27 protein-coding genes are annotated in these 26,473 nt (G+C 69.2%); 9 read left to right on the top strand and 18 right to left on the bottom strand.

Annotated features, from left to right (window positions below):
• Window positions 1–6: 6 nt before the first annotated feature.
• Window positions 7–1,479 carry an NAD-dependent succinate-semialdehyde dehydrogenase gene (locus QUE79_RS21035; protein WP_286344774.1) on the bottom strand — a complete coding sequence of 491 codons (1,473 nt, stop codon included), beginning with the start codon at window positions 1,477–1,479 and terminating at the stop codon, window positions 7–9.
• A complete protein-coding gene (gene gabT, locus QUE79_RS21030; RefSeq protein WP_286344773.1) occupies window positions 1,476–2,852 on the bottom strand; it encodes a 4-aminobutyrate--2-oxoglutarate transaminase in 1,377 nt (458 codons plus the stop codon). The genes QUE79_RS21035 and gabT overlap by 4 nt, the downstream gene beginning before the upstream one ends.
• A gap of 152 nt (window positions 2,853–3,004) precedes the next feature.
• Here gabT and QUE79_RS21025 point away from each other — a divergent pair, with 152 nt between their 5' ends.
• Together QUE79_RS21025 and QUE79_RS21020 are read left to right on the top strand one after the other, a co-directional pair.
• Entirely contained in the window at window positions 3,005–4,507 is a 1,503-nt protein-coding gene (locus QUE79_RS21025) for a PucR family transcriptional regulator (protein ID WP_286344772.1), read from the top strand.
• A gap of 94 nt (window positions 4,508–4,601) precedes the next feature.
• Window positions 4,602–5,456, top strand: a complete 855-nt coding sequence (locus QUE79_RS21020) for a mycofactocin-coupled SDR family oxidoreductase (protein ID WP_286344771.1) — start codon at window positions 4,602–4,604, stop codon at window positions 5,454–5,456.
• Between the two features lie 40 nt (window positions 5,457–5,496).
• Here QUE79_RS21020 and QUE79_RS21015 read toward each other — a convergent pair whose 3' ends face one another.
• The 14 genes from QUE79_RS21015 to mftA form a co-directional block, all read right to left on the bottom strand.
• The gene (locus QUE79_RS21015; protein WP_286344770.1) at window positions 5,497–6,060 is read right to left on the bottom strand and encodes a hypothetical protein; all 564 of its coding nucleotides are present in this window, start codon (window positions 6,058–6,060) and stop codon (window positions 5,497–5,499) included.
• Window positions 6,033–6,866, bottom strand: a complete 834-nt coding sequence (locus QUE79_RS21010) for a glycosyltransferase family 2 protein (RefSeq protein WP_286344769.1) — start codon at window positions 6,864–6,866, stop codon at window positions 6,033–6,035. Before QUE79_RS21010 ends, QUE79_RS21015 begins: the two co-directional genes overlap by 28 nt.
• A 92-nt stretch (window positions 6,867–6,958) precedes the next feature.
• Window positions 6,959–7,744 carry a mycofactocin-coupled SDR family oxidoreductase gene (locus tag QUE79_RS21005; RefSeq protein ID WP_286344768.1) on the bottom strand — a complete coding sequence of 262 codons (786 nt, stop codon included), beginning with the start codon at window positions 7,742–7,744 and terminating at the stop codon, window positions 6,959–6,961.
• Between the two features lie 9 nt (window positions 7,745–7,753).
• On the bottom strand, window positions 7,754–8,470 hold the full coding sequence (gene mftE, locus QUE79_RS21000) for a mycofactocin biosynthesis peptidyl-dipeptidase MftE (RefSeq protein WP_286344767.1): 717 nt from the start codon (window positions 8,468–8,470) through the stop codon (window positions 7,754–7,756).
• Between the two features lie 10 nt (window positions 8,471–8,480).
• The gene (gene mftD, locus QUE79_RS20995; RefSeq protein ID WP_286344766.1) at window positions 8,481–9,734 is read right to left on the bottom strand and encodes a pre-mycofactocin synthase MftD; all 1,254 of its coding nucleotides are present in this window, start codon (window positions 9,732–9,734) and stop codon (window positions 8,481–8,483) included.
• A gap of 95 nt (window positions 9,735–9,829) precedes the next feature.
• A complete protein-coding gene (locus tag QUE79_RS20990) occupies window positions 9,830–10,705 on the bottom strand; it encodes a vWA domain-containing protein (RefSeq protein ID WP_286344765.1) in 876 nt (291 codons plus the stop codon).
• Between the two features lie 105 nt (window positions 10,706–10,810).
• Window positions 10,811–11,737 (bottom strand): AAA family ATPase, encoded by a 927-nt coding sequence (locus QUE79_RS20985; protein ID WP_286344764.1) that lies wholly within the window; start codon window positions 11,735–11,737, stop codon window positions 10,811–10,813.
• A 2-nt stretch (window positions 11,738–11,739) separates the two neighbouring features.
• Window positions 11,740–12,567, bottom strand: a complete 828-nt coding sequence (locus QUE79_RS20980) for a mycofactocin-coupled SDR family oxidoreductase (protein ID WP_286344763.1) — start codon at window positions 12,565–12,567, stop codon at window positions 11,740–11,742.
• Between the two features lie 63 nt (window positions 12,568–12,630).
• Window positions 12,631–13,464, bottom strand: a complete 834-nt coding sequence (locus QUE79_RS20975; protein WP_286344762.1) for a mycofactocin-coupled SDR family oxidoreductase — start codon at window positions 13,462–13,464, stop codon at window positions 12,631–12,633.
• Between the two features lie 41 nt (window positions 13,465–13,505).
• Entirely contained in the window at window positions 13,506–14,345 is an 840-nt protein-coding gene (locus QUE79_RS20970; protein ID WP_286344761.1) for a mycofactocin-coupled SDR family oxidoreductase, read from the bottom strand.
• 42 nt (window positions 14,346–14,387) lie between these two features.
• Window positions 14,388–15,221, bottom strand: coding sequence for a mycofactocin-coupled SDR family oxidoreductase (locus QUE79_RS20965; protein ID WP_286344760.1), 834 nt, complete (start codon window positions 15,219–15,221; stop codon window positions 14,388–14,390).
• Between the two features lie 422 nt (window positions 15,222–15,643).
• Window positions 15,644–16,846, bottom strand: a complete 1,203-nt coding sequence (gene mftC / locus QUE79_RS20960; RefSeq protein ID WP_286344759.1) for a mycofactocin radical SAM maturase — start codon at window positions 16,844–16,846, stop codon at window positions 15,644–15,646.
• Window positions 16,843–17,109, bottom strand: a complete 267-nt coding sequence (gene mftB / locus QUE79_RS20955; RefSeq protein ID WP_286344758.1) for a mycofactocin biosynthesis chaperone MftB — start codon at window positions 17,107–17,109, stop codon at window positions 16,843–16,845. The genes mftC and mftB overlap by 4 nt, the downstream gene beginning before the upstream one ends.
• Window positions 17,110–17,125: 16 nt before the next feature.
• On the bottom strand, window positions 17,126–17,248 hold the full coding sequence (gene mftA / locus QUE79_RS20950; protein ID WP_286344757.1) for a mycofactocin precursor MftA: 123 nt from the start codon (window positions 17,246–17,248) through the stop codon (window positions 17,126–17,128).
• A 95-nt stretch (window positions 17,249–17,343) separates the two neighbouring features.
• Between mftA and QUE79_RS20945 the strand changes: the two genes are divergently transcribed.
• The 5 genes from QUE79_RS20945 (at window position 17,344) to QUE79_RS20925 (ending at window position 20,511) form a co-directional block, all read left to right on the top strand.
• Window positions 17,344–17,709, top strand: a complete 366-nt coding sequence (locus QUE79_RS20945; RefSeq protein WP_286344756.1) for a TetR family transcriptional regulator — start codon at window positions 17,344–17,346, stop codon at window positions 17,707–17,709.
• Window positions 17,616–18,002, top strand: a complete 387-nt coding sequence (locus tag QUE79_RS20940; RefSeq protein WP_286344755.1) for an acyl-CoA-like ligand-binding transcription factor — start codon at window positions 17,616–17,618, stop codon at window positions 18,000–18,002. The genes QUE79_RS20945 and QUE79_RS20940 overlap by 94 nt, the downstream gene beginning before the upstream one ends.
• On the top strand, window positions 17,999–19,165 hold the full coding sequence (locus QUE79_RS20935) for a GMC family oxidoreductase N-terminal domain-containing protein (RefSeq protein ID WP_286344754.1): 1,167 nt from the start codon (window positions 17,999–18,001) through the stop codon (window positions 19,163–19,165). Before QUE79_RS20940 ends, QUE79_RS20935 begins: the two co-directional genes overlap by 4 nt.
• A 14-nt stretch (window positions 19,166–19,179) precedes the next feature.
• Window positions 19,180–19,635, top strand: coding sequence for a GMC oxidoreductase (locus QUE79_RS20930; RefSeq protein ID WP_286344753.1), 456 nt, complete (start codon window positions 19,180–19,182; stop codon window positions 19,633–19,635).
• A 279-nt stretch (window positions 19,636–19,914) separates the two neighbouring features.
• Window positions 19,915–20,511, top strand: a complete 597-nt coding sequence (locus QUE79_RS20925) for a hypothetical protein (protein WP_286344752.1) — start codon at window positions 19,915–19,917, stop codon at window positions 20,509–20,511.
• A gap of 153 nt (window positions 20,512–20,664) precedes the next feature.
• Here the strand turns inward: QUE79_RS20925 and QUE79_RS20920 are convergent, their stop codons facing one another.
• Together QUE79_RS20920 and QUE79_RS20915 are read right to left on the bottom strand one after the other, a co-directional pair.
• Complete coding sequence (locus QUE79_RS20920; protein ID WP_286344751.1) at window positions 20,665–21,735, bottom strand: glycoside hydrolase family 18 protein; 1,071 nt, start codon at window positions 21,733–21,735, stop codon at window positions 20,665–20,667.
• A gap of 188 nt (window positions 21,736–21,923) precedes the next feature.
• Window positions 21,924–22,922 (bottom strand): LacI family DNA-binding transcriptional regulator, encoded by a 999-nt coding sequence (locus QUE79_RS20915; RefSeq protein WP_286344750.1) that lies wholly within the window; start codon window positions 22,920–22,922, stop codon window positions 21,924–21,926.
• 220 nt (window positions 22,923–23,142) lie between these two features.
• On the opposite strand from QUE79_RS20915, the gene QUE79_RS20910 reads away from it, so the two are divergent.
• Window positions 23,143–25,137, top strand: a complete 1,995-nt coding sequence (locus QUE79_RS20910) for a glycoside hydrolase family 127 protein (RefSeq protein ID WP_286344749.1) — start codon at window positions 23,143–23,145, stop codon at window positions 25,135–25,137.
• 4 nt (window positions 25,138–25,141) lie between these two features.
• A complete protein-coding gene (locus QUE79_RS20905) occupies window positions 25,142–26,452 on the top strand; it encodes an ABC transporter substrate-binding protein (protein WP_286344748.1) in 1,311 nt (436 codons plus the stop codon).
• Window positions 26,453–26,473: the final 21 nt, after the last annotated feature.

The raw sequence follows: 26,473 nt of genomic DNA, 5'->3' as shown, positions 1-26,473 counted from the left end.
GCTCTCTCAGCTCGCGGGAATCAGCGTGTAGGTGGTGTCGAGGTATTCGTGGATGCCTTCGAGGCCGCCCTCTCGACCGAGGCCGGACGACTTCACGCCGCCGAAGGGGGCGGCGGCGTTGGAGACGACGCCCGTGTTGAGACCGAGCATGCCGGAGCGGAGGCTGTCGACGAGTCGGTGCCCGCGCGCCAGGTCGCGAGTGAACGCGTAGGACACGAGACCGAACTCGGTGTCGTTGGCCAGCCGCACTCCCTCGTCTTCGGTCTCGAACGTCGTGATCGCTGCGACGGGGCCGAAGATCTCTTCGCGCAGGAGGCGGGTGCCGGGCTGGATGCCGGTCAGCACGGTCGGCGCGAAGAAGGTGCCGGGGCCGTCGATCGCGCTTCCGCCGGTGACGATCGTCGCCCCGCGGGAAGTGGCGTCGTCGACGAGCTCGGCGTTCTTCTCCACGGCGGCGGCATTGATGAGGGGGCCGATCGACACGCCGTCGTCGGTGCCGCGCCCGACGCCCAGTTCGCGGACCTTGGCGGTGAGCCGTGAGGCGAACTCGTTGGCGACGGACGCGTGGACGAAGAAGCGGTTCGCCGCGGTGCAGGCTTCACCGATGTTGCGGAATTTGGCGAGCATGGCGCCGGCGACGGCAGCCTCGATGTCGGCGTCGTCGAAGACCAGGAAGGGGGCGTTGCCGCCGAGCTCCATCGACGTGCGCAGCACGTTGTCGGCCGCCTGCTTGAGCAGGACCTTGCCCACCGGCGTCGACCCGGTGAAACTCACCTTGCGCAGCCTCGGGTCGGCCATCAGTGCCGAGCCGACTCCCGACGAATCGGTGGTCGTGACGATGTTGACGACCCCGTCGGGAACGCCCGCCTCGAGCAGCAACGAGCCGAGGAAGAGGCTCGTGAGCGGGGTGAGCTCGGCCGGCTTGAGGACGACGGTGCACCCGGCCGCCAAGGCTGGTGCGATCTTGCGCGTCGCCATGGCGAGCGGGAAGTTCCACGGCGTGATGAGAAGGCACGGCCCCACGGGCCGGTGCGACACGATGGCCGTGCCCGTGCCCTCGGGGTTCCGGCCGTAGCGGCCCGAGATGCGGACCGCCTCTTCGGAGAACCAGCGCAGGAACTCGGCCCCGTAGGTGACCTCGCCTCGAGCTTCGGGAAGGGACTTGCCCATCTCGATCGTCATGAGGACGGCGAGGTCCTCCTGGTGCTCGATGGCGAGGTCGAAGGCGCGACGGAGGATCTCGCCCCGCTTGCGCGGCGCGGTGGCGGCCCAGTCGGCCGCGGCCGCGTCGGCGGCGTCGAGCGCGGCGATGCCGTCGGCCGGGGTGCCGTCGGCGACCTGGGCCAGTTCGTCGCCGGTGGCGGGGTCGATGACGGCGAAGGTGCTGCCGCTCTGAGCCGGACGCCAGACACCGTTGATGAGGAGGTCGGTCGGCACCGAGGTGAGGATCTGCTGCTCTCGAGAAGCGGTGATGGTCATGCTGCCTCCAGGGCGTGCGCCACGACGTCGAGGCCGTCGTGGAGTAAGGCGTCGTTGATGGACAGGGGCGGAAGGAATCGGATGACGTTGCCGAACGTACCGCAGGTCAGCAGCACCACGCCGTTATCGTGACTGTGCTTGGCGACCGCCGCCGTGAGGGCTGCGTCGGGCTCGCCGGTGAGCGGATCGACGAGCTCGATGGCGATCATGGCGCCGCGACCGCGGACATCACCGATGCGAGGGTCGCGCGACTGGAGGTCGGTGAGCCGCGCCTTCATGAGTGTCTCGATCTCGCCGGCGCGCTCGATGAGACCGTCGTGCTCGTAGGCCTCGATCGCCGCCAGCGCGGCAGCGCAGGCGACCGGGTTTCCGCCGTAGGTGCCGCCGAGGCCGCCCACGTGCGGGGCGTCCATGATCTCTGCCCGCCCTGTGACCGCCGACAGGGGAAGGCCGCCGGCGATGCCTTTGGCCGTCGCGATGAGGTCGGGGACGATGCCCTCGTGCTCGCTGGCGAACATCGCGCCCGTCCGGGCGAAGCCGGTCTGGACCTCGTCGGCGATGAAGACGACCCCGTTCTCGGTCGCCCACGCGGAGAGCGCGCTGAGGAACCCGGGTGCGGGCACGATGAAGCCGCCCTCGCCCTGGATCGGCTCGATGATGACGGCGGCCACGGAAGCGGCACCGACCTGCTTCTCGATCATCGCGATGGCCTCGCGGGCGGCCTCGTCGCCGCTCAGGCCGTCGCGGTACGGGTAGGAGAGCGGTGCTCGGTAGATCTCGGGCGCGAACGGACCGAAACCCGACTTGTAGGGCATCGCCTTGGCCGTGAGCGCCATCGTGAGGTTGGTTCGGCCGTGATATGCGTGGTCGAACGCGATCACGGCGGGCCGCCCGGTGTAGGAGCGGGCGATCTTGACGGCGTTCTCGACGGCCTCCGCACCCGTGTTGAACAGAGCCGTGCGCTTGTCGTGGTCGCCGGGCGTGAGACGATTCAGGGCTTCGGCGACGTCGACGTAGGAGTCGTAGCCCGTGATCATGAAGCACGTGTGGGTGTACCGCTCGACCTGCTGCTGCACCGCCGTGACGACGCCGGGAGCGGCGTTGCCGACACCGGTGACCGCGATGCCGGTGCCGAAGTCGATGAAGCTGTTGCCGTCGACGTCGACGAGGACGCCGCCGCCGGCCGCGTCGGTGAAGACCGGCAGGCTGATTCCGACACCGCGGGCGACGGCACTCGACTTGCGCGCGAGGAGCTCCCGGGAACGGGGGCCGGGGATCTCGGTGACGAGGCGTCGGCGCTGGGGCAGGCCGGGCCCGCCCGTCGTCTGGCCGGGAACGTAGGGCCCTGCGTCGCTGGAATCGACGATCGTCACGGTGGCCTCCTCAGGGGTGCTGATCAGGGTGGTGCAGAACGGATAGACGCCAATGTAGGGAGTGCACGACACGCGAGGTATGCCGTTTTGGCAATCTGTGGATAGATCGCGGCCCAAGCGGCAATTGGGGATAACCTTCGACGGTGCAGTCGATGACGTCCCCCACGGTCCGCGGCCTTCTCGGCGACTCCGTGCTCCGCTTGATCCCGCGACTCACGGGGCGAGGCCTGGACACGGCGATCGACTGGGTGCACAGCTCCGATCTGAACGACCCCACGCCCTTCCTCAGTGGCGACACGATGCTGCTCACCACCGGCACGCAGTTCCCGCAGGAGGACGACGACGAGTACTACCGCGCCTACGTCGATCGGCTGGTGGCGGCGGGCGTCGTGGCCGTCGGCTTCGGCCTCGAGGTCATCCGCGAGGGGACCCCGGCGTCCCTGGTCCAAGCCTGCGAGGAACGCGAGGTCACCCTGGTCGAGGTTCCCCTCGAGGTCCCGTTCATCGCACTGATCCGCTGGGTCGCCGACCGCATCTCGGCCCTCGAGCGCGAACGCGACGCCTGGACCCTGCGGGCGCAGCGCGCCGTCTCGGTCGCGGCACTCACGACCGGCACGCTCGTCGCCGTGGCGCGGGCTCTGGCCGAACAGGTCCAGGGTGCCATCGTGATCCTGTCGTCCACGGGCGACGTCCTCCTCGAGGAGCGCACGTCCGAGATCGCCCTCGCGCCTCTCGAGGAGGAGGGCCGCAAGATCCTCGGCCGCGGTTCGCGCGCCAGCGTCGACGTCGCGCTCCCCGGCTGGTCCGGGTTCGCGACCGCGCAGACCCTTGGGCCCCGAGGTGCGCTCCGCGGCGCGATGGGCGTCGCCGGAGCGGGACACAACGACGTCGCCATGCAGGCGGTGGTGACGAGCGCGGTCGCGATCGCGGAGGTGCTCCTGCGCTACGGAGACTCCGAGCGCCACCTCGAGCAGCGCCTCGGCTCCGTGATCGTGCGATTGCTCCTCGACAGCCAAGTGGGCGGCGCGGCCGCCGTCTCGGCCGAGTTCCAGGACGACCTCCCCGAGGCCCTCCGCGTCGGGATCCTGTCGCCTCCCGCCGAGCTTCCGGCCGCGGCCCGTGGCCGCCTGATCGACGCGGTGACTCGCGGTCGGCTGGCGTTCGTCGACGACCGTGGCGATCGGATCGTCGTCGTGATCGACGCGGCGTCGACGGAGCGGTTCCTCGGCGTGGTCGCGCAGGTGCCGGGAATCGGCGAACTCGCCGTCGGGCTGTCAGCGGTCCTGGCACCCGTCGAGGCCTCGGCCGGCCTCGCTCAGGCGGCGCGCGTGCTCTCGCAGAATCCCGGTCCGGGGCTCAACGTCTTCGGGGAGTCCGCGGGCGGTCTCCTCGACGACCTCTGGTCGCCGGCGGCCGAGAACCTCGCGAAGAAGCGTCTCGCCGTCCTGGCCGACGAAACGGGCGACCTCGTGGTCTGTTCGCGACTGTGGCTCGCGCACAACGGGCACTGGGAGTCGGCGGCCCGGGAGGCCGGACTCCACCGCCACACCCTCAAGGCCAGGATCGCGCGAGTCGGCTCTCTGCTCCAGCTCGACCTCGACGAATTCTCCGGCCGCGCTGAGCTCTGGGCCCTTCTGGAGGCCTCTCGATCCTGAGCCATTCCCTTTCGGCACTCAATGCCATATCGTCGGATATGACACGGGTGTCGCCGATCGCGCCGACTCCCGGCAGAAGAATCGGAGAGTCATCATGGGAATGCTAGAAGGCAAAGTCGCCCTCATCACGGGCGGATCCAGGGGTCAGGGCCGAGCGCACGCCGTGCGGAGCGCACAGGAGGGTGCCGACATCGTCATCCTCGACATCGCCGACCAGATCGCGAGCGTCGACTACACGATGGGTCGTCAGGAGGATCTCGATGAGACCGTGCGTCAGGTCGAGGCGCTCGACCGGCGGATCATCGCCATCAAGGGCGATGTACGCAAGCAGTCCGACCTCGACGGCGCCGTCGAACGAGGCGTCGCGGAGTTCGGCAAGATCGACATCCTGATCGCCAACGCCGGCATCTGGACTCAGGCGCCGTTCTGGGAACTGTCGGAGGAGTCGTGGGACGACATGATCGCCGTCAACCTCACCGGCGTCTGGAAGGCCGCGAAAGCGGTCGCGCCCCACATGATCGAGCGCCAGAGCGGCTCCATCGTCATGACGAGTTCGATCAACGGCCTCGAGCCCGGCATCAACTACGCCCACTACGTGGCGGCCAAGCACGGCGTCATCGGACTGATGAAGAACGTCGCGCTCGAACTGGCTCCGTACGGCATCCGCTGCAACTCGATCAACCCCGGCGCCATCAAGACGCCGATGACCGACCACCAGGGCGCCTGGGACATGTTCGCCGGCCACCCCGGCGGCACCGAGGCGGACATGATCGAGGGCGGCTACCACTTCGGCGCCCTCAAGGGAACGACGTTCCTGCCTCCGGAAGCCATCGCCGACACGGCCGTCTACCTCAACTCGGCGCTCGCGTCGAACGTCACCGGGGTGACGATCCCGGTCGACGCGGGGCACATGATCCTGACCGGGGTCAACGCCAACCCGGTCAAGTAGGGGCCGATCGAGCGGGGTCGGCCCGGTCGGCCGGCCCCGCTCAGTCGCGCCGGGTGATGTGCGGCAGCACGGCCCGGAGGGATCGGCCCTTCGCGGCGGACCACCACACGCCCGCGCCGTAGGCGAGGTCGTCGAGGCGCCTGGCCAGGCCGAACCGGACGGGGTCGAGGTCGGGTCGGAGACGCGCCCACTCGATGCCGGCGTCGACGACGGCCGAGACGAGCAGAGCGCGCCGGATCCGCGCCGAGAAGACGCTGAGGACGACTGCGACCGGCCACCAGTGCCGGACGAGGAGCGCCGTCGTCTGCACCAGCGACGACCCGACTCCGTTCGCGGTCAGGCGGGCGGCCTGCCGAACGGGTCGATCGCTGCGCCGGAGTTTTCGCGACACGCGCCAGACCGTCACGAGGGTCATTCCCAGGGCCACCGGCAGCGACCAGCGGCGCTGTGCGAGGAGGGCCGCGATGACGCCGACGTTCCAGGGCGCGAGGACCGCCGGAGCGACGTCGGCTCCGTGCCGCACGGCCAGCGGGTGCGCGGAGCTGCCGTAGAAGGCCTTCCGGCCGAGCCAGGCGATCACGCGCTGCCGGTGCTCGTGCCACACGGCCGCCGCGGGTTCGTAGCGGACGCGCCATCCGGCATCGGCGAGCCGCCAGATGAGGTCGACGTCTTCCCCTCGCGCATCTCGGCACTGAACCCGGCGCCGAGGGCTGTGGTCCTGCCGATGAGGAAGGCCGCGGGAACCCAGGAGACGGGCGACCGCTGGCGGACGAGGGCCGGATGCTCGCCCAGATCGAGCGAGGACCTCGCCTGTTCGTACCGCCCGACCCAGTTCAGCCCGGTGTCGTCGCGGAGTCCGTGCACGCGCGGCGCCACGAGGGCGACGCGGGGATCGGCGAAATGCGCGAGCATCGTCGGCACCGTCTGGTCGTCGAGCACGAGGTCGGTGTCGGCGAAGGCGGCGAATGCCGTCGTGACGTGGCCGAGACCGACGTTGCGCGCACGGGCCGGACCCCCGTTGACATCGAGCGGGAGGAACTCGGCGCCGTGGCGTTCGGCGACCGCGACGATGGCTTCGCGGTCGGGCGAGACGTCGTCGACGACGAGGGCGCGCGAGCCGGTCGGCAGGCTCGCCAGGAGCCGGTCGAGAGCATCCGGCCGGCCGTAGACAGGGATCACGAAGGTGACCTCGTGCACCGGCGGGGGAGTGAGCGTGGAGACGATCGGCTCGGCCATCGCGGCGTCGAGGAGACGGTCGGCGAGGGCGCGGGTCGCGGGATCCTGCACGGTGAGGGTGCGATCGGCGAGCAGCCGCCCCGCCGCGGGCTTGAGGTAGAGGACCCGCGTGGGCGAACCGCCGATCAGGGTCGTACCGGAGTCCTCCACCCGGACCGCGTGGCCGAGGCGCACCGCGAAACCGATCGGCAGCCCGCCCCCGGGGGAGGTGCCGGCAGGGCTTCGGCCGCCGGCCGATCAGAAGTACTGCGCACCCTGATCGATGCTCAGGTGTTCGGCCGTGATGAGACGCGCGTCGTCGGAGGCGAGGAAGGCCACGGCGTTCGCGATGTCCTCGGCCTCGGCGGAGTAGGTGGGGAGGAACGGGGTTCCCATGCCGGCGAGCGGGGGTTGCTCTCGTTGGTATGGGTGATCGCTGCGATCATGTCGCCGGATCCCATGGGCGTGTTGACCGCTCCCGGGTGGACGCTGTTGACGCGGATGTTGTGCTTGCCCAGTTCGGCGGCGAAGGCGCGAGTCATTCCGGTGACGGCGTGCTTGCTCGCCGTGTAGTGAACCATGAACGGCTGCATCTTCTTGCCCGCGTACGAACTCGTCAGGATGATCGATCCGCCGCCCGCCGTCACGAGGTGGGGCGCGCCGACCATGACCGTGTTCCAGGTTCCGACGACGTTGATGTCCATCGTGGTCTGGAACATGTCGGGGGTCGTTTCGTCCCACGTGGCGGGGATGCAGATGCCGGCGTTGCCGACGACGACGTCGAGCCTGCCGAGGTTGGCGACCGAGGCATCGACGAAAGCGCGCATCTTCTCGAGATCGCGGGTGTCGCACTGCTCGAACAGGATTCGCCGGTCGAGTTCTTCGACGAGTCTCACCGTCTCGTCGACGTCGGCCATGGTCGGCGAGTCGTACGGGACGAGCGGAAGCGGTCCGGCGATGTCGACGGCGATGATGTCGGCCCCCTCCGAGGCCAGTTTGACGGCGTGGGCGCGGCCCTGGCCGCGTGCAGCACCGGTGATGAAGGCGACTTTGCCCTCGAGGCGTCCGGTCATGATGTTCTCCTAGGGAATCGTGGTGACGGGTGGTGGTGCGGTGGTCGCCAGGCGTCGGACGACGCCGTCGACCATGGTTGCGAGGAACTCGCGGCCCTGAGCGGCAGAGGCGCCGGTCGGATCGCCCAAAATTCCGTTCGGCGAGACGGCCCGAACACCGGAACGCGTCATGAGCGGCAGGATCTCTTCGAGCGGCGCGGATTCGCCGGGCTCGGCGAGGTCGATCCGGACGTCGCCCGGCCGGAGGTGCAGCATGAGGGAGGTCTCGGTCAGGCCGGCGTGGGCGTCGCCGCCGGGCAGGACGCACGGAGCCCAGTCGACGTCGTGCCCTTCGGCTCGCATCTCGGCCACGACCCGGCGCACCGTTACGACGTTGCCGCCGTGGCCGTTCACGAAGACGACGCGCCCCGCCCAGAGGTCGAGGGAGCGCACCGTCTCGACGAGGAGTGCGTGGAGCGCGTCGTGGCCGATCGAGATCGTCCCGGGGAAGTCGGCGTGCTCGCCGCTGGCCCCGAACGCGATGGTGGGCGCGACCACGACCTGCCCGGGCAACGTCTCGGCGACGCCCGTGGCGACGGCGCGCGCGACGACGCTGTCGGTGTGGAACGGCAGGTGCGGCCCGTGCTGCTCGGTCGACCCGGTGGGGACGAGGACAAGCGGCGATTCGGGCACCTCGGGCCACGTGGCCGAGGCCAGTTCGGTCCAGCCGGTGAGTGGGGCGGCCATGGACGTGACGCTACCCGATCGGGTTCTTCGTCCGCGGGGTCGTCTTCGTCGCGCGGGGGCGCCCGCCGGCCGTGGCGGCGGCGAGAGCCGACCCTCCCAGCGTGCGGGTGAAGCCGTCGGGGATGACGAGGTCGTCGGCCGAGAGCTCGTGGACGGAAGCGTGCCCGGTGCCCAGCACGGCGGAGTCGAGACCGCCCTTCAGGATGTCGAGGACGTTCTCGACACCGGCCTGGCCGTTCGCGGCGAGGCCCCACAGGTACGCGCGCCCGATGAGGACGGCGCGTGCGCCCAGGGCCAGCGCCTTCGCGACGTCGCCGCCACGGCGAATGCCGCCGTCGAGGAGGACCTCGATCTGGCCGTCGACCGCTTCGACGACCGACGGCAGCATGCGGATCGTGCCCGGCGTCGAGTCGAGGTTGTTGCCGCCGTGGTTCGACACGGAGATGGCGTTCACACCGGCGTCGACGGCTCTTCGCGCATCGTCGACGCGGCTCACGCCCTTGAGGATGAACGGGCCGCCCCACTCCTTGGCGAGCCAGGCGACGTCCTCCCAGGTGGGCGGGGGTGTCTGCATCCACTCGTAGTACGCGCCGAAGAACGTCGGCGCCGGGCCGTCCGGCGGCTGGAGGTTGGGCGTCGTCAGGTCGGGAAGGGTGCGCTCCTTCGCGTAGCGCAGCAGCCACGACGGGTGAGGCAGGACGTTCGGCGCGAACTTCACCATCGTCTTCAGGTCGAGCTTGTCGGGGATGGCCGGGCTGCCCCAGTCGCGACCGTTCGAGAACGACCAGTCGAGGGTCGAGATGAGCGCCTTCGCACCGGCGGCCCGTGCGCGATCCATTCGCTGGATCATCTGGTCTCGCGTGCCCGTCCAGTACATCTGGAAGAAGGTGTTGGGGTTCGCCTTGGCGACCTCTTCGATCGGTTTGCTCGCGAACGAGCTGAGGCCCATGATCGTGCCCCGTGCTGCCGCGGCTCTCGCGACGGCCACTTCGCCGTCGGGGTGGACCGCCTGGACACCGGTGGGCGAGATGATCACGGGGAAGTCGATCGGGATCCCGAGCACGGTCGTCGACAGGTCGCGGTTCGCCTTGTGCCCCGCGACGTGCGGCGCGAAGCCCAGCTCGGAGAACGCCCCGATGTTGTCGTCGATCGTCAGGCCGCGCTCGGAGCCCGCGACGAGTGCCCCGTAGACCGAACTGGGAAGCTGCTTCTTGGCTCGGCGCTGAGCTTCCGCCACTGTCTCGAACCACGGATTCCTGGCCATCGGACCCTCACTCTCGTTCGTGCACCGCGGCTGCACCGCCGTGTGCTCCGTTCATTATGGCACCGAGTGCCACAGGGGGAAGGGGGACTTCCCGGTCAGTTCCGGAACAGGGCGCTGAGGGCGGGGGCGATGTCGTGATGCGTCCGGACCGGCCGGAACGAGCCGCGTCCGATCCTGGCCAGCTCGTGTCCGAGCTCGACGTCCTTCTCGCCGCTGGTGTCGAGCAGCACGTCGAGGCGGGGCAGCAGAGCGGCGAGAGGTCGCGGGTCGGGCCCGGCGTTGTGGACACAGTCGGAGAGCAGGATCACGCGCGCATCCCGCTGCGGGACCCCGGCCAGCTGGCTCGCGGCGATCGTGAGCGGAAACCCGACGTTGGTCAGGCCCCGGGCGGGGATGCGCAGCATCTGGTCGAGCAGTGCCATCGGATCGATTCTCCGGCCGAGCTCGAGCAGCACCGCTGCGTCCGACCAGAAGGCGATCACTCCGAGCGCGTCCTGGTCGAGTTCCGCAGCCAGAGCCCCGACCGTGGCCGCCGCCGTCCGGATCCGCTCTCCCTTCATCGAGCCCGAGACGTCGACGGCCAGCACGACGGAGCGCTTCGTCCTGACGCGCTCGCGGACGACGATGTCGTCGTCCTCCGGCATCGGCTTCTCGGCGAGGACCTCCAGGGTCGCGTCGAGATCGATCTCGTCGCTGCCCTCGGCGTAGGGAAGGCTGGCCACGTCGCCCGCGCCTCTGCGCGCCGTGCGGTCGGCCTTCGGCTTCGGGACGGAGAGCCGGGCTGCGATCGCTCGCGCGCGCTCGCGGACGCCGGGTTCCGCCTCGGCCGGATCCTCCTCGAGCGGCACCAGATCGGCGGGGTCGTCCGTGAATCCCGCGCCGGAGCCCTGCGGACGCTTCGCCGCTTTGCCCGATCTGCCGGGTTGCGGCCGCAGCGCGAGGCCACCCGGGCCCGCGACGGCGTCGAACACCGTGGGATCCTGGTCCAGCCGCTTCGGCCTGCGTGCCAGAGGCCTGGCCGGCTCCGGGCGCGACTTCGCCTCGCGGCGGATCGGGGAGTCGGCCTCGACGGCTCTTCAGCCGGGCTCGGCTCGTGCGGGCTCGAGCACGAAGCGGTCCTCCCAGATCTCCCGGAGCACGCGCTCCGCCGTGGTCTCGGCTGCCTCGTCGAGATGGATGCGGCCCGACAGCGACACGACCATCGCGTCGAAGAAGGTCTCGGGGTAGCGATCGTCGTCCGGGTCGGCGAGGTCGCGCAGGGCGGAGAGCTCGTCGGTGATCAGGGCGCAGTCGATCGCGCCACGCACGCTGCTGCCCTGTCGGACGTCGGGGTGGCTGCGAGTCGCCCGGGTCACCGCGACGGCGTCGCCGACGATGCGGTCGCCGAGACGCCCCACGAGTCGAGACCGGAGCCGCACGATCCCCGCCTCCGCCTCGGCGTCCTGGTACCCGACGACGATGCGGTTGAGGCGGTCGCTGACACTCGTGGAGAGTCTCGTCGTGCCGACGTTGTCGAACGGGTTCATCGACGCGATCACCCGGAAGGTCGGCGCCGCCGTGATGAGGCCCACGCGCGGCACCTCGATGCGCCGGTCGGCCATGGCCGTGAGCAGGGTGTTGAGAGTGTCCTCCGGTGCCCGGTTGAACTCCTCGATGTAGAGGAATCCGCCGTTCTCCATCGCCAGGGCGAGGGGACCGGGTACGAACGTGTCCGCGCTGTAGTCCTCCTTGAGCACCCGAGCGGGATTGTGGTGACCGACGAGTTTCGCCGCGGTGAGATCGGCGTTGCCCTCGACGAAGAACAGCGGGATGCCCCACTCCTCGGTGATCGCCTTGAGCATCGTCGTCTTGCTCGTGCCCGGCGGTCCCTCGAGGACGAGGTCGCGGCCGGCTCCGACCGCGGCCAGGGCGAGTTCGAGCTCGCGCTCGCGACCGACCAGGTGCCGTGCGATGCGACCTCGGGTCTCGCTCCCGCGCCGATCCGTGGTCGACTGGCCCTCCACCGTCACAGTTGACCGCCGGCGTCGACGACGTGCGTGGTGCCGGTCACGTAGCGGCCCGAGTCCCCGACCAGGTACAGCACGGCGTTGGAGATGTCGATCGGCTCGACACCCGCGATCGGAAGCTTGTTCAGGGTCAGGGCGGCGACCTCGAAGTCGGCGCGGGTCGGGGTCGCAAGGTCGGGCCGGAACAGCTTGTAGGTCGGCTCGTTCAGGATCATGTCGGTGTTGACGGTCGTCGGGTGGATGGTGTTCACGCGGATGCTCTGGGGAGCGAGCTCGACCGCGAGCACGCGCATGAGACCGACGAGTCCGGCCTTCGCTGCCGAGTAGTGCGCCGTGTTCGCGTTGGCGATCAGAGCCGCCAGCGAGCTCGTGATGACGACCGCTCCACCGCGGCCGCCGGAGACGATGTGCGGGACCGCCGCCTTGACGGTGTGCCACTGCCCGGTCAGATTGACGTCGATCATCGTCTGCCAGGTCTCCTCGTCCATCTCGAGGGTCGGCGCCGGGGTCGAGATCCCGGCCTGCGACACGACGATGTCGAGGCGGCCGAGGTCGGCGACTCCCTGGTCGACCGCCGTCTTGAGCCCGGCGTAGTCGCGGATGTCCACTTCGGAGGCGATGATCCTGCGATCCAGCGCCTCGACCTGGCGGACCGTCTCTTGGAGGTCCTCGGACGTGGCTCCGGGATACGGGACCGTGTCGACCTGCTTGCACACGTCGATGGCGATGATGTCGGCGCCCTCCTTGGCCAGGGTGATCGCGTGGCTCCGGCCCTGTCCGCGGGCGGCGCCGGTGATGAAGGCGACTTTGCCGTCGAGCTGTCCCATGGGGTGTCCTTTCGGGTTGAGCCGGGGTACCGGTGGGTGACCGGTACCCCGGTGCAGTGCTCTTTACAGCTGTTCGCCGGCGTCCACCGGCAGGGTGACGCCGGTGACGTAGCGGGCCTCGTCGGAGGCGAGCCACAGCACGGCGTTCGAGATGTCGACCGGCTCGACCCACGGAATCGGCAGCTTGTTGAGTGCGCCGAAGCGCGCGCCCAGGGTTTCCTTGGTCCGCTCGGCTTCCGGCAGGTCCGGGGCGAAGAGCGCGTAGGTCGCCGAGTTCTGGATCATGTCGGTGTTGACGCTCGTCGGGTGGACGCTGTTCACGCGGATCATGTCGGGTGCGAGCTCGATCGCCAGGGTGCGCATCAGCCCCACGACGCCGTGTTTGGCGGCGACGTAGTGACCGATGTTCTCCATGCCCTCGAGCCCCGCCGTCGAGCTGGTCAGGACGATCGACCCGCCCCTGCCTCCGGCGCGGATGTGAGGGATGGCCGCCTTGGCGGCGTGCCAGACGCCGGTCAGGTTGACGTCGATCATGTCGCGGAAGACCTGCTCCTCCAGGTCGGCGAGGCTGCCGAAACTGAAGATGCCGGCATTGGCCGAGACGATGTCGAGGCGGCCGAGCTGGGCGACCCCGTCGTCGACCGCGGCCTTGACCTGGTCGAAGTCGCGGACGTCGGCTTTCGTCGCGACGATCCGGCGGTCGAGTGCTTCGATCTGCCGAACGGTCTCTTCGAGATCCGACGGCTGCGACATCGCGTACGGCACGGAGTCGATCTGGCCGGTGAGGTCGATGGCGATGATGTCGGCGCCCTCCTGGGCGAGCCGCAGCGCGTGGCTGCGCCCCTGGCCTCTCGCCGCGCCCGTGACGAACGCGACCTTTCCTTCTACACGCCCCATCGCGTGCTCCTTTCTCTGATCGTCCCGGCTGGGGACGAGGTCTATTTGATGGTGTAGCCCGCGTCGATCTTCAGCTCGGTGCCGGTGACGTACCGCGCCTCGTCGGAGGCGAGGAACAGCACGGCGTTCGAGATGTCGACGGGGTCGACCCACGGGATCGGCAGCGCGTTGGTCGAGGCGAAGACCTCCGCCGCCTGCTCCCGGGTCGGGTGGGCGACATCGGGCAGGAAGAGCTTCCAGGCCGCCTCGTTCAGGATCATGTCGGTCGCCACCCCGGTCGGGTGCACCGTGTTGACTCGCACGCTGTACTGCGCGAGCTCGAGGGCGAGCGTGCGCATGATGCCCACCACCGCGTGCTTGCTGGCGGTGTACGCGGCGACGTTCGGCGTGCCCTTGAGACCGGCCGTCGAACTCGTGAGGATCAACGACCCGCCCGTCCCCTGGTCGATCAGGTGCGGGATGACGGCCTTGCAGGTGTGCCAGACGCCGGTCTCGTTGATGTCGATGACGTCCTGCCAGTCCTGCTCCGTCACCTCCTGCGTCTTGTCGCCGAAGGCGAAGACTCCGGCGTTCGCCGAGACGATGTCGACGTGGCCGAGCTGGGCCACCCCGTCGTCGAGCGCGGCCTTCAGCGCGTCGTAGTCGCGGACGTCGGCCTTCGTGGCGACGATCCTGCGGTCGAGAGCCTCGATCTGGCGGACCGTCTCGGCGAGGTCCTCCTCGGTCGCTCCCGGGTAGTAGCGCTCGATGCTGGGGATGCCCTCGGCGATGTCGACGGCGATGATGTCCGCGCCCTCCTGGGCGAGCCGGATTGCGTGCGAGCGGCCTTGCCCGCGGGCCGCACCGGTGATGAATGCGACCTTCCCTTCTACACGTCCCATGGCGTGCTCCTTTCGTGGGTGGCTAGAGCGTGATCGCGGTGATCACTTGAGGAAGCAGCCGGCGTCCACCGGCAGGGGCACGCCGGTGACGTACCGCGCCTCGTCGGAGGCGAGGAAGAGGACGGCGTTCGAGATGTCGACGGCTTCGACCCACGGGATCGGCAGCGTGTTGGTCGCCTGCGAGGCCGGGGCGAAGTCTTCCCGGGTCGGATTCTCGAGGTTCGGGGCGAAGAGTCTGTAGGTCGCCTCGTTCATGATCATGTCGGTGTCGACCTGGGTCGGGTGGATGCTGTTGACCCGGATCATGTCCGGCGCGAGTTCGATGGCCAGGGTGCGCATCAGCCCGACGACGCCGTGTTTGGCCGAGACGTAGTGCGCGATGTTCGCGTACCCCTTGATGCCCGCCTCGGAGCTCGTGAGGATGATCGCGCCACCCCGTCCTCCCGCCTTGAGGTGGGGGATGGCCGCCTTCGCGGTGTGCCAGACACCGGTGAGGTTGGTGTCGATCATGTTCTGCCACATGTCTTCGGTGAGTTCGTCGGTCGGTGCCATCTGGGTCGAGATTCCGGCGTTGGCCGAGACGATGTCGAGTCGCCCGAGTTCGGCGACTCCGTCGTCGAGGGCTTTCTTCAACCCCTCGTAGTCGCGGACGTCGGCCTTACTGGCGACGATCCGCCGGTCGAGGGCTTCGACCTGGCGAACCGTCTCGTCGAGGTCCTCCTGCGTGGCCGCCGCGTACGGGGCCCCGGGGATCGCCTCGAGGAGGTCGACGGCGATGATGTCGGCGCCCTCCTGGGCGAGCCGGATCGCGTGCGACCGCCCCTGTCCTCGCGCCGCTCCCGTGATGAATGCCACTTTTCCTTCTACACGCCCCATCGCGTGCTCCTTTCTCTCCTCCGGGCGGCGTCTCCGCCGGGAAGGCGAAAGGCCCGGCGCAAGCCGAGCCTCTCGTCAGTACTGGGTGCCGTCGACGAGCGCCGGCCGGAGAGCGCGGCTCCGCCCGTCGTCGCGGACGGCTCGGGTGCTCACCGCCGCAGTCCGTTCGACACGCTTCATCGCGTGTTCCTTCTCTCTTTTCGAGTCGCCGACCAGGGCGCCCGGAGGCGCCCTCGTGACGACGTGCTGGTGGTGCCGGTGGTGGTGCTGCTGCTGCTGCTGCTGCAGGTCAGGGAGCGCGGAAGCCCGCCAGGGGTCTTCGGCGCACTCGCTGACCGGTGGCTTCGAGACCGGGATCGGAGCGAAGTCGGCCAGCGGGTCTTCGGCGCAGGCGCTGACCGGCGGCGCAGTCAGATCGGACTTCAGGCCGAGGGCGATGTAGACCTTGCCCGACTTCGACTGCTTCGTGGTGCGGTGCGAGTGGTCGACTCCCGACTTCGGCAGCGCGTTCTTCTCGTCTTTGATCTTGAGCAGCGCCTCTTCGCCGTACCCCTGCACGCACTCCGGGTCGGGCCCGTCGAGGGGAGACCGGTGAAGAACTTGGCCGCCATGCAGCCGCCCTTGCAGGTGCTGAAGAACTGGCAGGACGCGCAGGCGCCGCCCGACTGCGGCTGGCGCAGGCGGGTGAAGAGCTCCGAGTGCTTCCAGATCTCCTCGAAGCCGCCCTCGGACCGGATGTTCCCGGCCTTGAAGTCGTCGTGGATCATGAACGGGCAGGCGTAGACGTCGCCGACAGGATCGATCAGGCAGACCACGCGACCTGCGCCGCACATGTTGAGACCGGGGAGAGCGTCTCCGTAGGCCGACAGGTGGAAGAACGAGTCTCCGGTCAGAACGTTGTCGCCGTGCGCCACGAGCCAGTCGTAGAGCTCGCGCTGCTGTTCCTTCGTCGGGTGCAGTTCGTCCCACACGTCTGCGCCTCGGCCCGAGGGGCGCAGTCGCGTCAGGCGGAGCTGGGCGCCGTAGGTGTCGGCGATCTCCTTGAACTGGTCGAGCTGCGAGATGTTCTGGCTGGTGCAGACCACCGACAGCTTGAAGTTCTTGAAGCCCGCCTCGGACAGGTTCTTCATGGCGGTGATGGCCGTGGCGTACGAGCCGGGACCGCGCACGTAGTCGTTGACCTCGGGGGTCGCTCCGTCCATCGAGATCTGGATGTCGAGGTAGTCGTTGGTGGCGATGCGAGCAGCGACCTCGGGGGTGATCTTGACGCCGTTGGTCGAGAACTTGACGCCCACGTCGTGGGAGGTGGCGTAGTCGATGAGCTCCCAGAAGTCGGGGCGGACCGTCGGCTCGCCGCCACCGATGTTGACGTAGAAGACCTGCATCTTCTGGAACTCGTCGATCACCGCCTTGGCCTCGTCGGTGGTGAGCTCGCGGGGATCCCGGCGCCCGGAGCTCGAGAGGCAGTGCACGCACGACAGGTTGCAGGCGTACGTCAGCTCCCAGGTGAGGCAGATCGGGGCATCGAGGCCGAACTCGAACAGGTCGACGAGACGCTGAGGTTGCGGCGGCGGCGCCGCCACGACGGGGGCGGAGAACGAGGTGGAGGGGAGAACCGTGGTCATGGGGTCCTTTCGACGACCATCGACGAACGCTCCAGGGTGCCGAGGGCGCTGGAGTACTTGGCGAGGTCGGAATCGGCGATGCCGGCGGCCGTGCACGCGGCGCGAGCCGTCGGGGAGTCACCGAGCGACTGAACGACCGTGAGGAGAGTGCGGTCTTTCAGGAAGGAGAGTTTTCGCGTGCCGAAGTGATACAGCAACGCTCCGAAGGGCTCTGGACGGACGGAGACCTGCGGATGGAGATCCCAGGCTCGGTCGAGATCCATGACGGCGACCGACGGCCTAGTAGACGCCGCACATGCCGTCGATCGAGATCTCCTCGACCAGACTGTCGTCTTCGATCAAACCTGCGGCGCTCGAATCGACCTGTGCGTCGGTTTCGATCTGCGATGAAATGCTGTCCATGTCATGCTCCTCACGACAATCATTGGCGTTCCGTGGAGTCTTTCCGCGATGGCACTTACACTAATGGCACCCAGTGCCGATGGGAAGAGTAAAAAGTGGAAGTTGAAGAAAGCTCGTCGGGAGACGCTCCCCGGATCGGGCGGCAGCCGGCGACTTCCAACGCGCAGCTGAGCCACCTCGGCCTTCAGCTCTTCATCGAGCGAGGCTTCGACGCGACGACGATCGACGACATCGCCTCCGCGGCCGGGATCGGGCGCCGCACCTTCTTCCGGTACTTCTCGTCGAAGAACGATCTGCCCTGGGGCGACTTCGACACCATGATCGCGTCGATGCGCGCCTACCTCTTCGCCCTCCCCCGGACGTCCCGGTGCGCGACGCCCTTCGCGCCGCGGTCATCGAGTTCAATCGGTTCCCCGAAGACGAGTTCCTCTATCACCGCCAGCGGATGGACCTCCTGCTGAACGTGCCGTCCCTCGTCGCGCACTCCGCCCTGCGCTACGCGTCGTGGCGACAGGCGATCGCCGATTTCGTCGCCGAGCGCACCGGCCTCGACCCCGAAGACCTCGTGCCCCAGACCGTCGGTTGGGCCATGCTGTCCGCGTCGCTCGCTGCCTACGAGCAGTGGCTGCGGCACGACGACGCCGACCTGCTCGAGCTTCTCGGCAGGTCGCTCCGACTGATCGCGAACGGCTTCGACCTCACCGACGTCTCCCTCACCCGAGGCGATACGGCTCCGGGAGGCGCTCTCGAGTGAAGTACGACGTGATCGTCGTCGGGGCGGGTGCCGCCGGCGCCCCGCTGGCGGCGCGTCTGTCCGAAGACCCCGAGCGGTCGGTGCTCCTCCTCGAGGCGGGACCCACCCCCGAGACGACGGCGGGATTCCCGCGAGAACTCCTCGACTCCGGCACCGTGCAGGGCGCCATGCCAGGTCATCCCGACAACTGGTCGTTCCTCGGTCACCTCACCCCGGCCCTCCCGTACGTCGTCGCGCGCGGCAGGATCCTGGGCGGCTCGTCCAGCATCAACGGTGCCTACTTCATCCGCGCGCGCCGCTCCGATTTCGACCGCTGGTCGGCGGACGGCAGCGACGCCTGGGCCTGGGACGCCGTCCTGCCGTTCTACCGGAAGCTCGAGAACGACCTCCAGTTCGGCGACTCGCCGGAGCACGGCTCGTCCGGTCCGGTCACGATCTCGCGTCCTCCTCAAGACCACCCGGCGACCGTCGCGTTCGGTCGGGCCGCCGCCGAGCTGGGCTTCCCCGAGGAGCCGGACAAGAACGCTCAGGGTGCACCGGGGCACGGGCCGGTGCCGATGAACTCCGTCGACGGGCTCCGCCTCAACACCGGCATCGCCTACATCAATCCCGTTCGCGACCGGCCGAACCTCACCGTGCAGGGCGGCACCTATGTGCGGCGCGTCGTCTTCGACGGCACCCGAGCCAGCGGCGTGGAGATCTCTCGCGCCGGTGCCGTCTCCCTCGTCGAAGCCGACGAGATCGTCCTGTCGGCCGGCGGGGTGAAGTCGCCCCACCTGCTGCTCGTCTCCGGCGTCGGGCCCCGCGACGAGCTGGAGGCGCACGGCGTCCGGGTCGTGCACGATCTGCCGGGCGTCGGCAAAGACTTCAGCGATCACCCCGAGATCAACGTCGGATGGCAGCCCAAGCGCGACATCGTCGACGCGTCGAGCAGGCAGTCGATGGCCGACTGCCTCAATTTCACCGCCGCAGGATCGGCATCGGAGGGCGACCTCGAGATCCTGCCCATGATCAAGCCCACCGGCTATCTGCTGACCGGAAGCGCCCAGAGCACGAGCGGGGGATCCTTGCCGCCCTGCGGCACCCGCGCGCCTGGATCGCGGCCCTCCGTGGCGTCTCGCTCCGCCGCTTCTTCCAGCAGGTCGTCCACCGCGACGATCTGACCTTCATCGTCGCCGTGCAGCAGGAGACGTCCAGGGGTGCGATCACCCTCGAGTCCGCCGACCCCGAGATTCAGCCGCGCATCGACTACCACTACCTCGACACCGACGACGACCGCACCCGGATGCGCGAGGCCGTCCGCACCACCGTCGCCCTCCTGCGGACCGAGGCCTACAAACACCTGTTCCGGCGGCTGACCGAGCTGACCGACGAGATCCTCGACGACGACGAACTGCTCGACACCTGGATGCTCGGCCACCTCGGCACGGCGATCCACCTCTGCGGAAGCGCGTCCCTCGGGCCCGCGAGCGATCCGGGCGCGGTCGTCGACCAGTACGGCCGCGTGCACGGCGTGACGGGTCTCCGGGTCGCCGACACGTCGATCCTGCCCACGACACCGTCGCGCGGCCCGGCCGCGACGGCCGTCCTGATCGGCGAGCTGGTCGCCGCCTTCATCCGACGCGGCGACTGACGTCGGACGGCCGACCGGCACGGGCGCTGCGCTCCGCCGCCCGCCCGCGGCGGCCGAGCAGGCTTCTTCGAGCAGTTCGCACCAGGGTGGCGCTGTGGCGCTGCGGCGCCGACCGGAGAGCGCCTCCGGGTCACCGGATCCCGTCGCGCTCGCGGCATCCGCAGAGCGATGTAGGCGCGCCGCCTCGAATCACTCTGACGGAGGATCGCGCCGTCGCCGAGAGCGGCCTAACGTGAAGCCAGCCCAGACGGGCGTGAAGATCGGGGAGAGATGCGAGTCATGGCATACAAGGGGGCGGTGGCCGGCGTGATCGCGGTCGCGGCCGTGATCCTGATCGCCGGGTGCACCGCGACGACGACGCCGCCGCCGACGAAGACCACTTCCCGCGCGGATCCGGCCCCCAGCGCCACGGCGCCGACCGGCGATGCGTCGAGCCCGGCGACGGTGATGTTCCCCACCGACTGCAAAGCCCTCATCGCAGGGCTGGCGTCGGCCACGTCCTTCGCGACGACGCCGCTCGAGAGCCCGCCGCGACCCGCGCCGACGTCGGCGCTCACGCCCGCGATCGTGAAAAGTGGCAAATCGCTCCTGTGCATCTGGCGGGATCCGCGCGCCGACATCTCGGGGATCTCGATCGAATTCGAGACGGTCGCGCCCGCCGCCGCGGCCACCGGGCTCCGCGCCCTCCCCGCGAAGGGCTTCACCTGCGCCGGCGTCCTCAGCGGACAGCGCTGCCAGAAGATCTCGACGGAACCCGAACACGGCACGCAGGTCGGTGACACCTACTTCGTCCGCGGTGCGACGGGCATCAGGATCCAGCAGACGAACGTGCCGACGAAGGGTCTCCTGGAGGACGTCGTCGGCCGCGTCTTCTGACGCTCCGCTCGTCCGCCCCGCCCCAACCGCTCCGCCCCGCCCGCTCCGCCCCGCTCCGACACGCCTCGAAATCGAAGGGGATTCTCGCCTGCGAGACCCGAACGGTGGGATCGCAGGGGTGTCGACCGAGAATCCCCTTCGATTTCTGGAGGGCTAGAGCCAGCGCGCGAAGGTCGCGAATGCTCGGCTGAAGGCCCAGGTCGGCTGGTCGACGCCCGAACAGGCGTTCGCGCCCGTCGTGCCGGGGCACGAACCGTTGTCGCGTTCGAGGGCCCAGAAGGCGATCGAGCCGATGCCGGCGCCGCGGGCCCAGGCGACGAACGCCTTCGCCTGCGAGACGGTCAGCGTCTCGGCGGGGCCGTAGTCGTCGACGCCGATCATCTGCGTGACGCCGACCTGCTGCCAGAGGGCGCGATTCGACAGCCGAGGCGAGATGGTCGCCCGCAACTGAGTGGTCAGGGCCGTCGCGGCCGTCTCGGCGTCCTTCGCCATGTCGTGGGTGAGGCCGTCGTAGTAGTCGAAGGTCATGATGTTGACGGTGGTGATCGCGGCGCCCTCGGCGGCGGCGGACTGCAGCACCGCGAGCCCCGACGGGGCGAGGCCCTGCGGAGTGGAGGGCAGCGTGTAGCTGAACGCGACGCGGCGGTGCGTCTTCGCCGCCCACTTCTCGACCTCGCCGATCGCCTGGTTGCGTCGCTGGATGCCCGCGGCGTCGTTGAGCGAATCGGCTTCGATGTCGAAGTCGAGGCGCTGCACCTTGTAGGTCGTCACGACGTTCTCGTAGGCGAGAGCGATCTTGTGCACGTCGGTGCAGCTGTCGGCGATCTCGGTTCCGGTGGTGTCGGCCGAGTAACCGCCGAACGAGGGGATCACGTCGCCGCCTCGCAGCCGGATCGTGCCGATCGCCACCCCGTAGGTCGACGCGGCGACGGGTGCGGCCGGGTCGCCGGCCCAGTCGACGGTGCAAGATCCTGCGCTGGGCGTCTGCAGGAACGCCAGCGTCAGGTCTTTCGAGCCGGACTGCTTCGAGACGGCCGCGAGATCGGAGACGGCCGTCACATCGACGTAGGGAGCCGAGAAGTGCGTCGGCAGAGGCAGGGCGGGCAGGATCGGCACGGGGCGGGCGCCGTGTGCGGCCGTGGCCGCCTGCGCGGGGGCGGCCAGACCCAGGATGGCGAGGGCGGCGACGGCGACGGTGCCGGCCGCGAGAGGGAGTCGTTTCATTGCGTGACCTTTCGACCGGGTGGATCTCAGGGGAGGATTCGTGATTCGCGGCGGAGTTTGTTAGTGTTCTTTACAAACCCGTCACGAAAACTCTATTCGCGCTGATATCGGGGGACAAGGCGGCAAAAAGGGGGACGCGCGCAGCGTGCGCCTAGAGTGCAGTTCTCGAGCGTGCTCGGGCGTGCGGCTCAGGAGCCGATGGTCGAGGCGCGGATGACCAGGGTCGGCTCGATCGCGAGAGAGGCCGGGCGCCCGGAGGCGATCAGCTCGAGGAGGGCCTGACCGGCCAACCGGCCCAGCTCTTCGAGGCGGAGGTTGACGGTGGTGAGGGGTGGGCGGCTCGCGAGGGCCATCACGTTCCAGTCGTCGAAGCCCGTGACCGCGATGTCGCCCGGCACCGACTTGCCGAGCTCGCGGAGGCGATCGCAGACGCCTCGCGCGATCTGGTCCGAGCCGCAGGCGATCGCGTCGAGGTCGGGCGAGCGTCGCAGCAGCAGATCGACCGACTGTCGGCCCCACTGCTCCGACCAGTCGCCGTACAGCGGATCGCCCTCGAGCGCTGCGCCGAGGTGGGCGGCGGCGGCGGAGGCGCGCGACGAAGCGGCGGCGTGCCGCCTCGGACCCGAGACGTAGGCAACCTTCGAGCGGCCGAGCGACAGCAGGTGGTCGGCCAGGATCTCCGCTCCGCGGGCATCGTCCAGAGAGATCGAGACGTCGCTCGGATCGGTCGACGGCGTGAAGGCGTAGACGACGGGGATAGCGACGTCGATGGGTGGTCGCGGGTCGGAGGAGCGGCCTGTGACGATGATGCCGTCGACCCGCCGCGACGTCAGGGAGCGGATGTAGTGCTGCTCGCGCACGGAGTCGTCGCGGGTGTCGCACATGAGGACGGCGAGCTGCCCCGCGCTGAGGACGTCTTCGGCGCCGAGCATGACCGGGATGGTGAATCGCCCGAACGAGTCGGTCGTGATCATGCCCACCGTGTAACTGCGACCGGACGAGAGGGCGCGACCCCGAGCGTCCATGACGAAGCCGAGCTTCTGAGCGGCCTCCCGCACCCGCGCGCGCGTCTCGTCGCGCAACTGCCCGGTGTCGTTCAGGGCCTTCGAGGCGGTGCCGATCGAGACCCCCGCCAGCGCGGCGACGTCCGTGATGCGCACCACGGAGGCTGCCTGGTCTTGGCTCACGGCAACCTCCTTTCCGGTGGGAAGAGCAGGATCCCGCAGCCCCTGTCCTCCCCAGAAGCATATAGCCAGAGGTTTTCCACAGTTGCCATTCGGGGCTTGTGCCTTTCGTCGTCGCGGCATACATTGAGTCCAGAAAACGTATTCCGCTTTTTCCGAACCGCCCTGTGACCCCACACGAAGTGAGGGCTCGGGCAGGTTCGGTCGCTTGCAAAGGAGCAGCATGTCTGCAACGACGCCGTCACCACAGAGTCTTTCAGGAGCGGAGCAAACCCTGGGCGCTCCCCGGCGGGCACAGCCGGTCGAACCGAGCGCGAACGCCGCAGCGGCGCTCCGGCCGCTCGAAGCGGGGGCCGCTCACCTCACGTCGGGGTTCTGGTCCGTCCGGCAGCAGCGCAACGGGGCCGCCGCCATCCGCGAGGCCTACGACCTCCTCGAGACGGCAGGCAACTTCGCCAATCTCCGCATCGCCGCCGGCCTCGAGTCGGGTGACGCTCGGGGGCCGATCTTCATGGACAGCGACGTGTACAAGTGGCTCGAGGCGCTCGCCTTCGAGTACGGCAGAGTCCCGTCCGACGACCTGCTCGAGCTTCAACGTGAGGTCACCGCCCTCGTCGCGTCGGCCCAGGCCGACGACGGCTACCTCGACTCCGTGCAACAGATCCAGGGCGGTGTCGCAGGTCGCTACACCGACCTCCCGTGGAGCCACGAGATGTACTGCGCCGGCCACCTGTTCCAGGCGGCGGTCGCCCAGGTCCGCGCGACCGGCGACACCGGTCTCCTCGACGTCGCGATCAAGCTCGCCGACCACCTCGACGCCACGTTCGGCCCCGCCAAGCGGCGCGACGTCGACGGCCACCCCGTCGTCGAGATGGGGCTCGTCGAGCTCTACCGCGTGACCGACGAGCGGCGCTACCTCGATCTCGCCGCCCACTTCGTGGAGGCTCGGGGTCGCGGCTACACGGCCGGTCGAGGCAAAGAGGCGACTTACTTCTCCGACCGGGTCCCGGTGCGCGAGGCGACGACCGTCGAGGGTCACGCGGTCCGCTCCGTCTACCTGGGTGCCGGTGCGACCGATGTGGCTCTCGAGCTCGGCGACGCCGAGCTGCTGTCGGCCCTCGAGACCCAGTTCGCCTCCATGATGTCGTCGAAGGCGTTCATCACGGGCGGCCTCGGCGCCCGCTGGGACTGGGAGGCGTTCGGCGACCCGTACGAACTCCCGACCGACCGGGGCTACGCCGAGTCGTGCGCAGCCATCGGCGGCGTGCAGTGGGCGTGGCGGCTCCTCCTCGCCACCGGCAGACCCGTCTACGCCGACGCCATCGAACGCTTCCTCTACAACGCCTTCCTCCCCGGCGTCTCGCTGGCCGGCACCGAGTACTTCTACGTCAACCCGCTCCAGCTCCGCGATCACGCCCACGCCGACGAGAACCGCTCTCCGGCGCACGGACGCCGAGGCTGGTTCGACTGCGCGTGCTGCCCGCCCAACATCATGCGCACCTTCGCGAGCCTCGACGCCTATCTGGCCACGACGAAAGACGGTGGTCTCCAACTGCACCAGTACGCCTCGGGCGAGTTCGCATTCGACGGGGGTTCGGTCCGGGTCGAGACCGACTACCCGTGGAGCGGCGCGATCGGCGTCACCGTGACCGAGACGACGGGCACCTGGACTCTCGACGTCCGGATTCCGGCGTGGTCCGACACGGCGGTCCTCACGGTGAACGGCGAGCCCGTCGCCACCAGGGCCGGGGAGTACGCCCGCATCGAGCGCGAGTTCGCCGTGGGCGACGTGATCCTGCTCGAGCTCGACATGGCAGCGCACCTGTACGCGGCCGACTCGCGGATCGACTCCTCGCGAGGTTCCGTGGCGATCGAGCGCGGCCCCCTCGTCTACGCGGTAGAGCACAGCGACAACCCCGGCGTCGCCGTCGACGACGTCCTGCTCGAGGTCGACGCAGCGATCGACGTGAAGCGCCGCGACGACCTGCTCGACGGCATCGACACCCTCGAGCTCTCGGCGTCCTGGCCGTCCGACCACGTCGAGACGGCCTGGCCGTACCAGCGGCTCGACAACACTCCCAACGGCGTGGGCTACCCGGGGGCGAACCCCACGGTCGAGCCTCGTGATCCTGCCCCCGTCACCCTGACCGCGATCCCGTACTACGCCTGGGCCAACCGAGAGATCGGCCCCATGCGCGTGTGGGTCCCGACCCTCTAGCGCCATGGCTGTCAACAGACGCACGTTCCTGGCCGGCGGGATCATGGGCGCCGCGGCCGTCGCGCTCGCCGGTTGCGCGGGTGCGCTCCCGCAGATCGACTCCGGCTCCAGCAGCTTCTCGCGCAAGGCGACCGGTACGGTCAACGTCTGGTGTCGAGCCGCGACGCAGACCGGCCTCGTGTCGCTGGTCAGTTCGTTCAACGCGTCACACAGCGATCTGAAGGTCACTCTGACGCCGATCCCCGACGCCCAGTACGTCACGAAGCTGGCGACGGCGATCCGCGGCGGCCAGCCACCGGACGTCGTCGACATGGACGACATCAATTCCGTGCTGTTCGCCTACCGCGACGTCTTCGCCGACCTGACCGACGTGGTGAAGGCGCTTCCGTACTACGACTCGCTGTCGACCGGTCACCTCGACCTGGTGAAGCAGAAGGGCAAGATCTTCGGTCTGCCGTACCTCGCCGACAACTCGATGCTCTACTACAACATCGACCTGCTGAAGAAGGCCGACGTCGATCCCGACTCGCTGTCGACCGGTTTCGACGGGCTCCTGGCTGCGGCGAAGAAGCTGCAGAGGCTCGGCGGCGACATCCACGCGTGGAGTCTCTCGGGGGCGGCAGCCGGCATCCTGGGGTTCACGGTCCAGCCCAACATCTGGGCCACCGGCACCGACATGCAGCTCGGCACCCTCGGCAAGCAGACGGGGCACATCGTCGGAAACGACGCTCTCGAGCAGACGCTGGCGTTCTACCGGCAGCTCTGGACCGACAAGCTGGTCTCGTCGAACGCCTACAGCGACGCCGGGACGGCCTGGGGCGCCGACTTCCGCACCGGCACGGTGGGCATGATCCCGACCTCCTGGGGTGCCGTGTCAGCGGCCCCGCCCGCGATGATCAAGAAGATGGGCGCCGTGCTCCTGCCCGGTCCGACCGGGGGTGCCGCCTTCTTCGACGGCGGCGACAACATGTGCATCCCCAACGGCGCGTCCAACGCGTCGGGCGGCTGGGAGTTCATGAAGTTCGCCACCGCGACGGCGACCCAGTCGGCGTTGCCCGCGGGAGGCTACTTCCCCGTGCGCTCCGACGTGCTGACCCCGGCCTACGAGAAGAAGTACCCGCTGTCGGTCCTGCCTCTGAAGAACCTCGACAAGGGCTACGCGCCGCAGACGCTCGCGTACAACCTGCTCTACAACCAGACGTCGAGCCCGTTCCTCGCCCTGTTCCGCGAGGCCGTGTTCGGCGACGGGGTCACCACCGCGATGAAGAACGCCCAGCCCGTCTGGGATCGAATCCTCGACCAGGCCCAGGCCTAGGTCGACCTGCACGAGGAGGTG

It is taken from the genome of Frondihabitans sucicola, assembly GCF_030296615.1.
GTDB classification, from domain to species: Bacteria; Actinomycetota; Actinomycetes; order Actinomycetales; family Microbacteriaceae; genus Frondihabitans; species Frondihabitans sucicola.
Note: the sequence above shows the minus strand (reverse complement) of the source record. Positions and strands in the feature narration are given on the sequence as shown.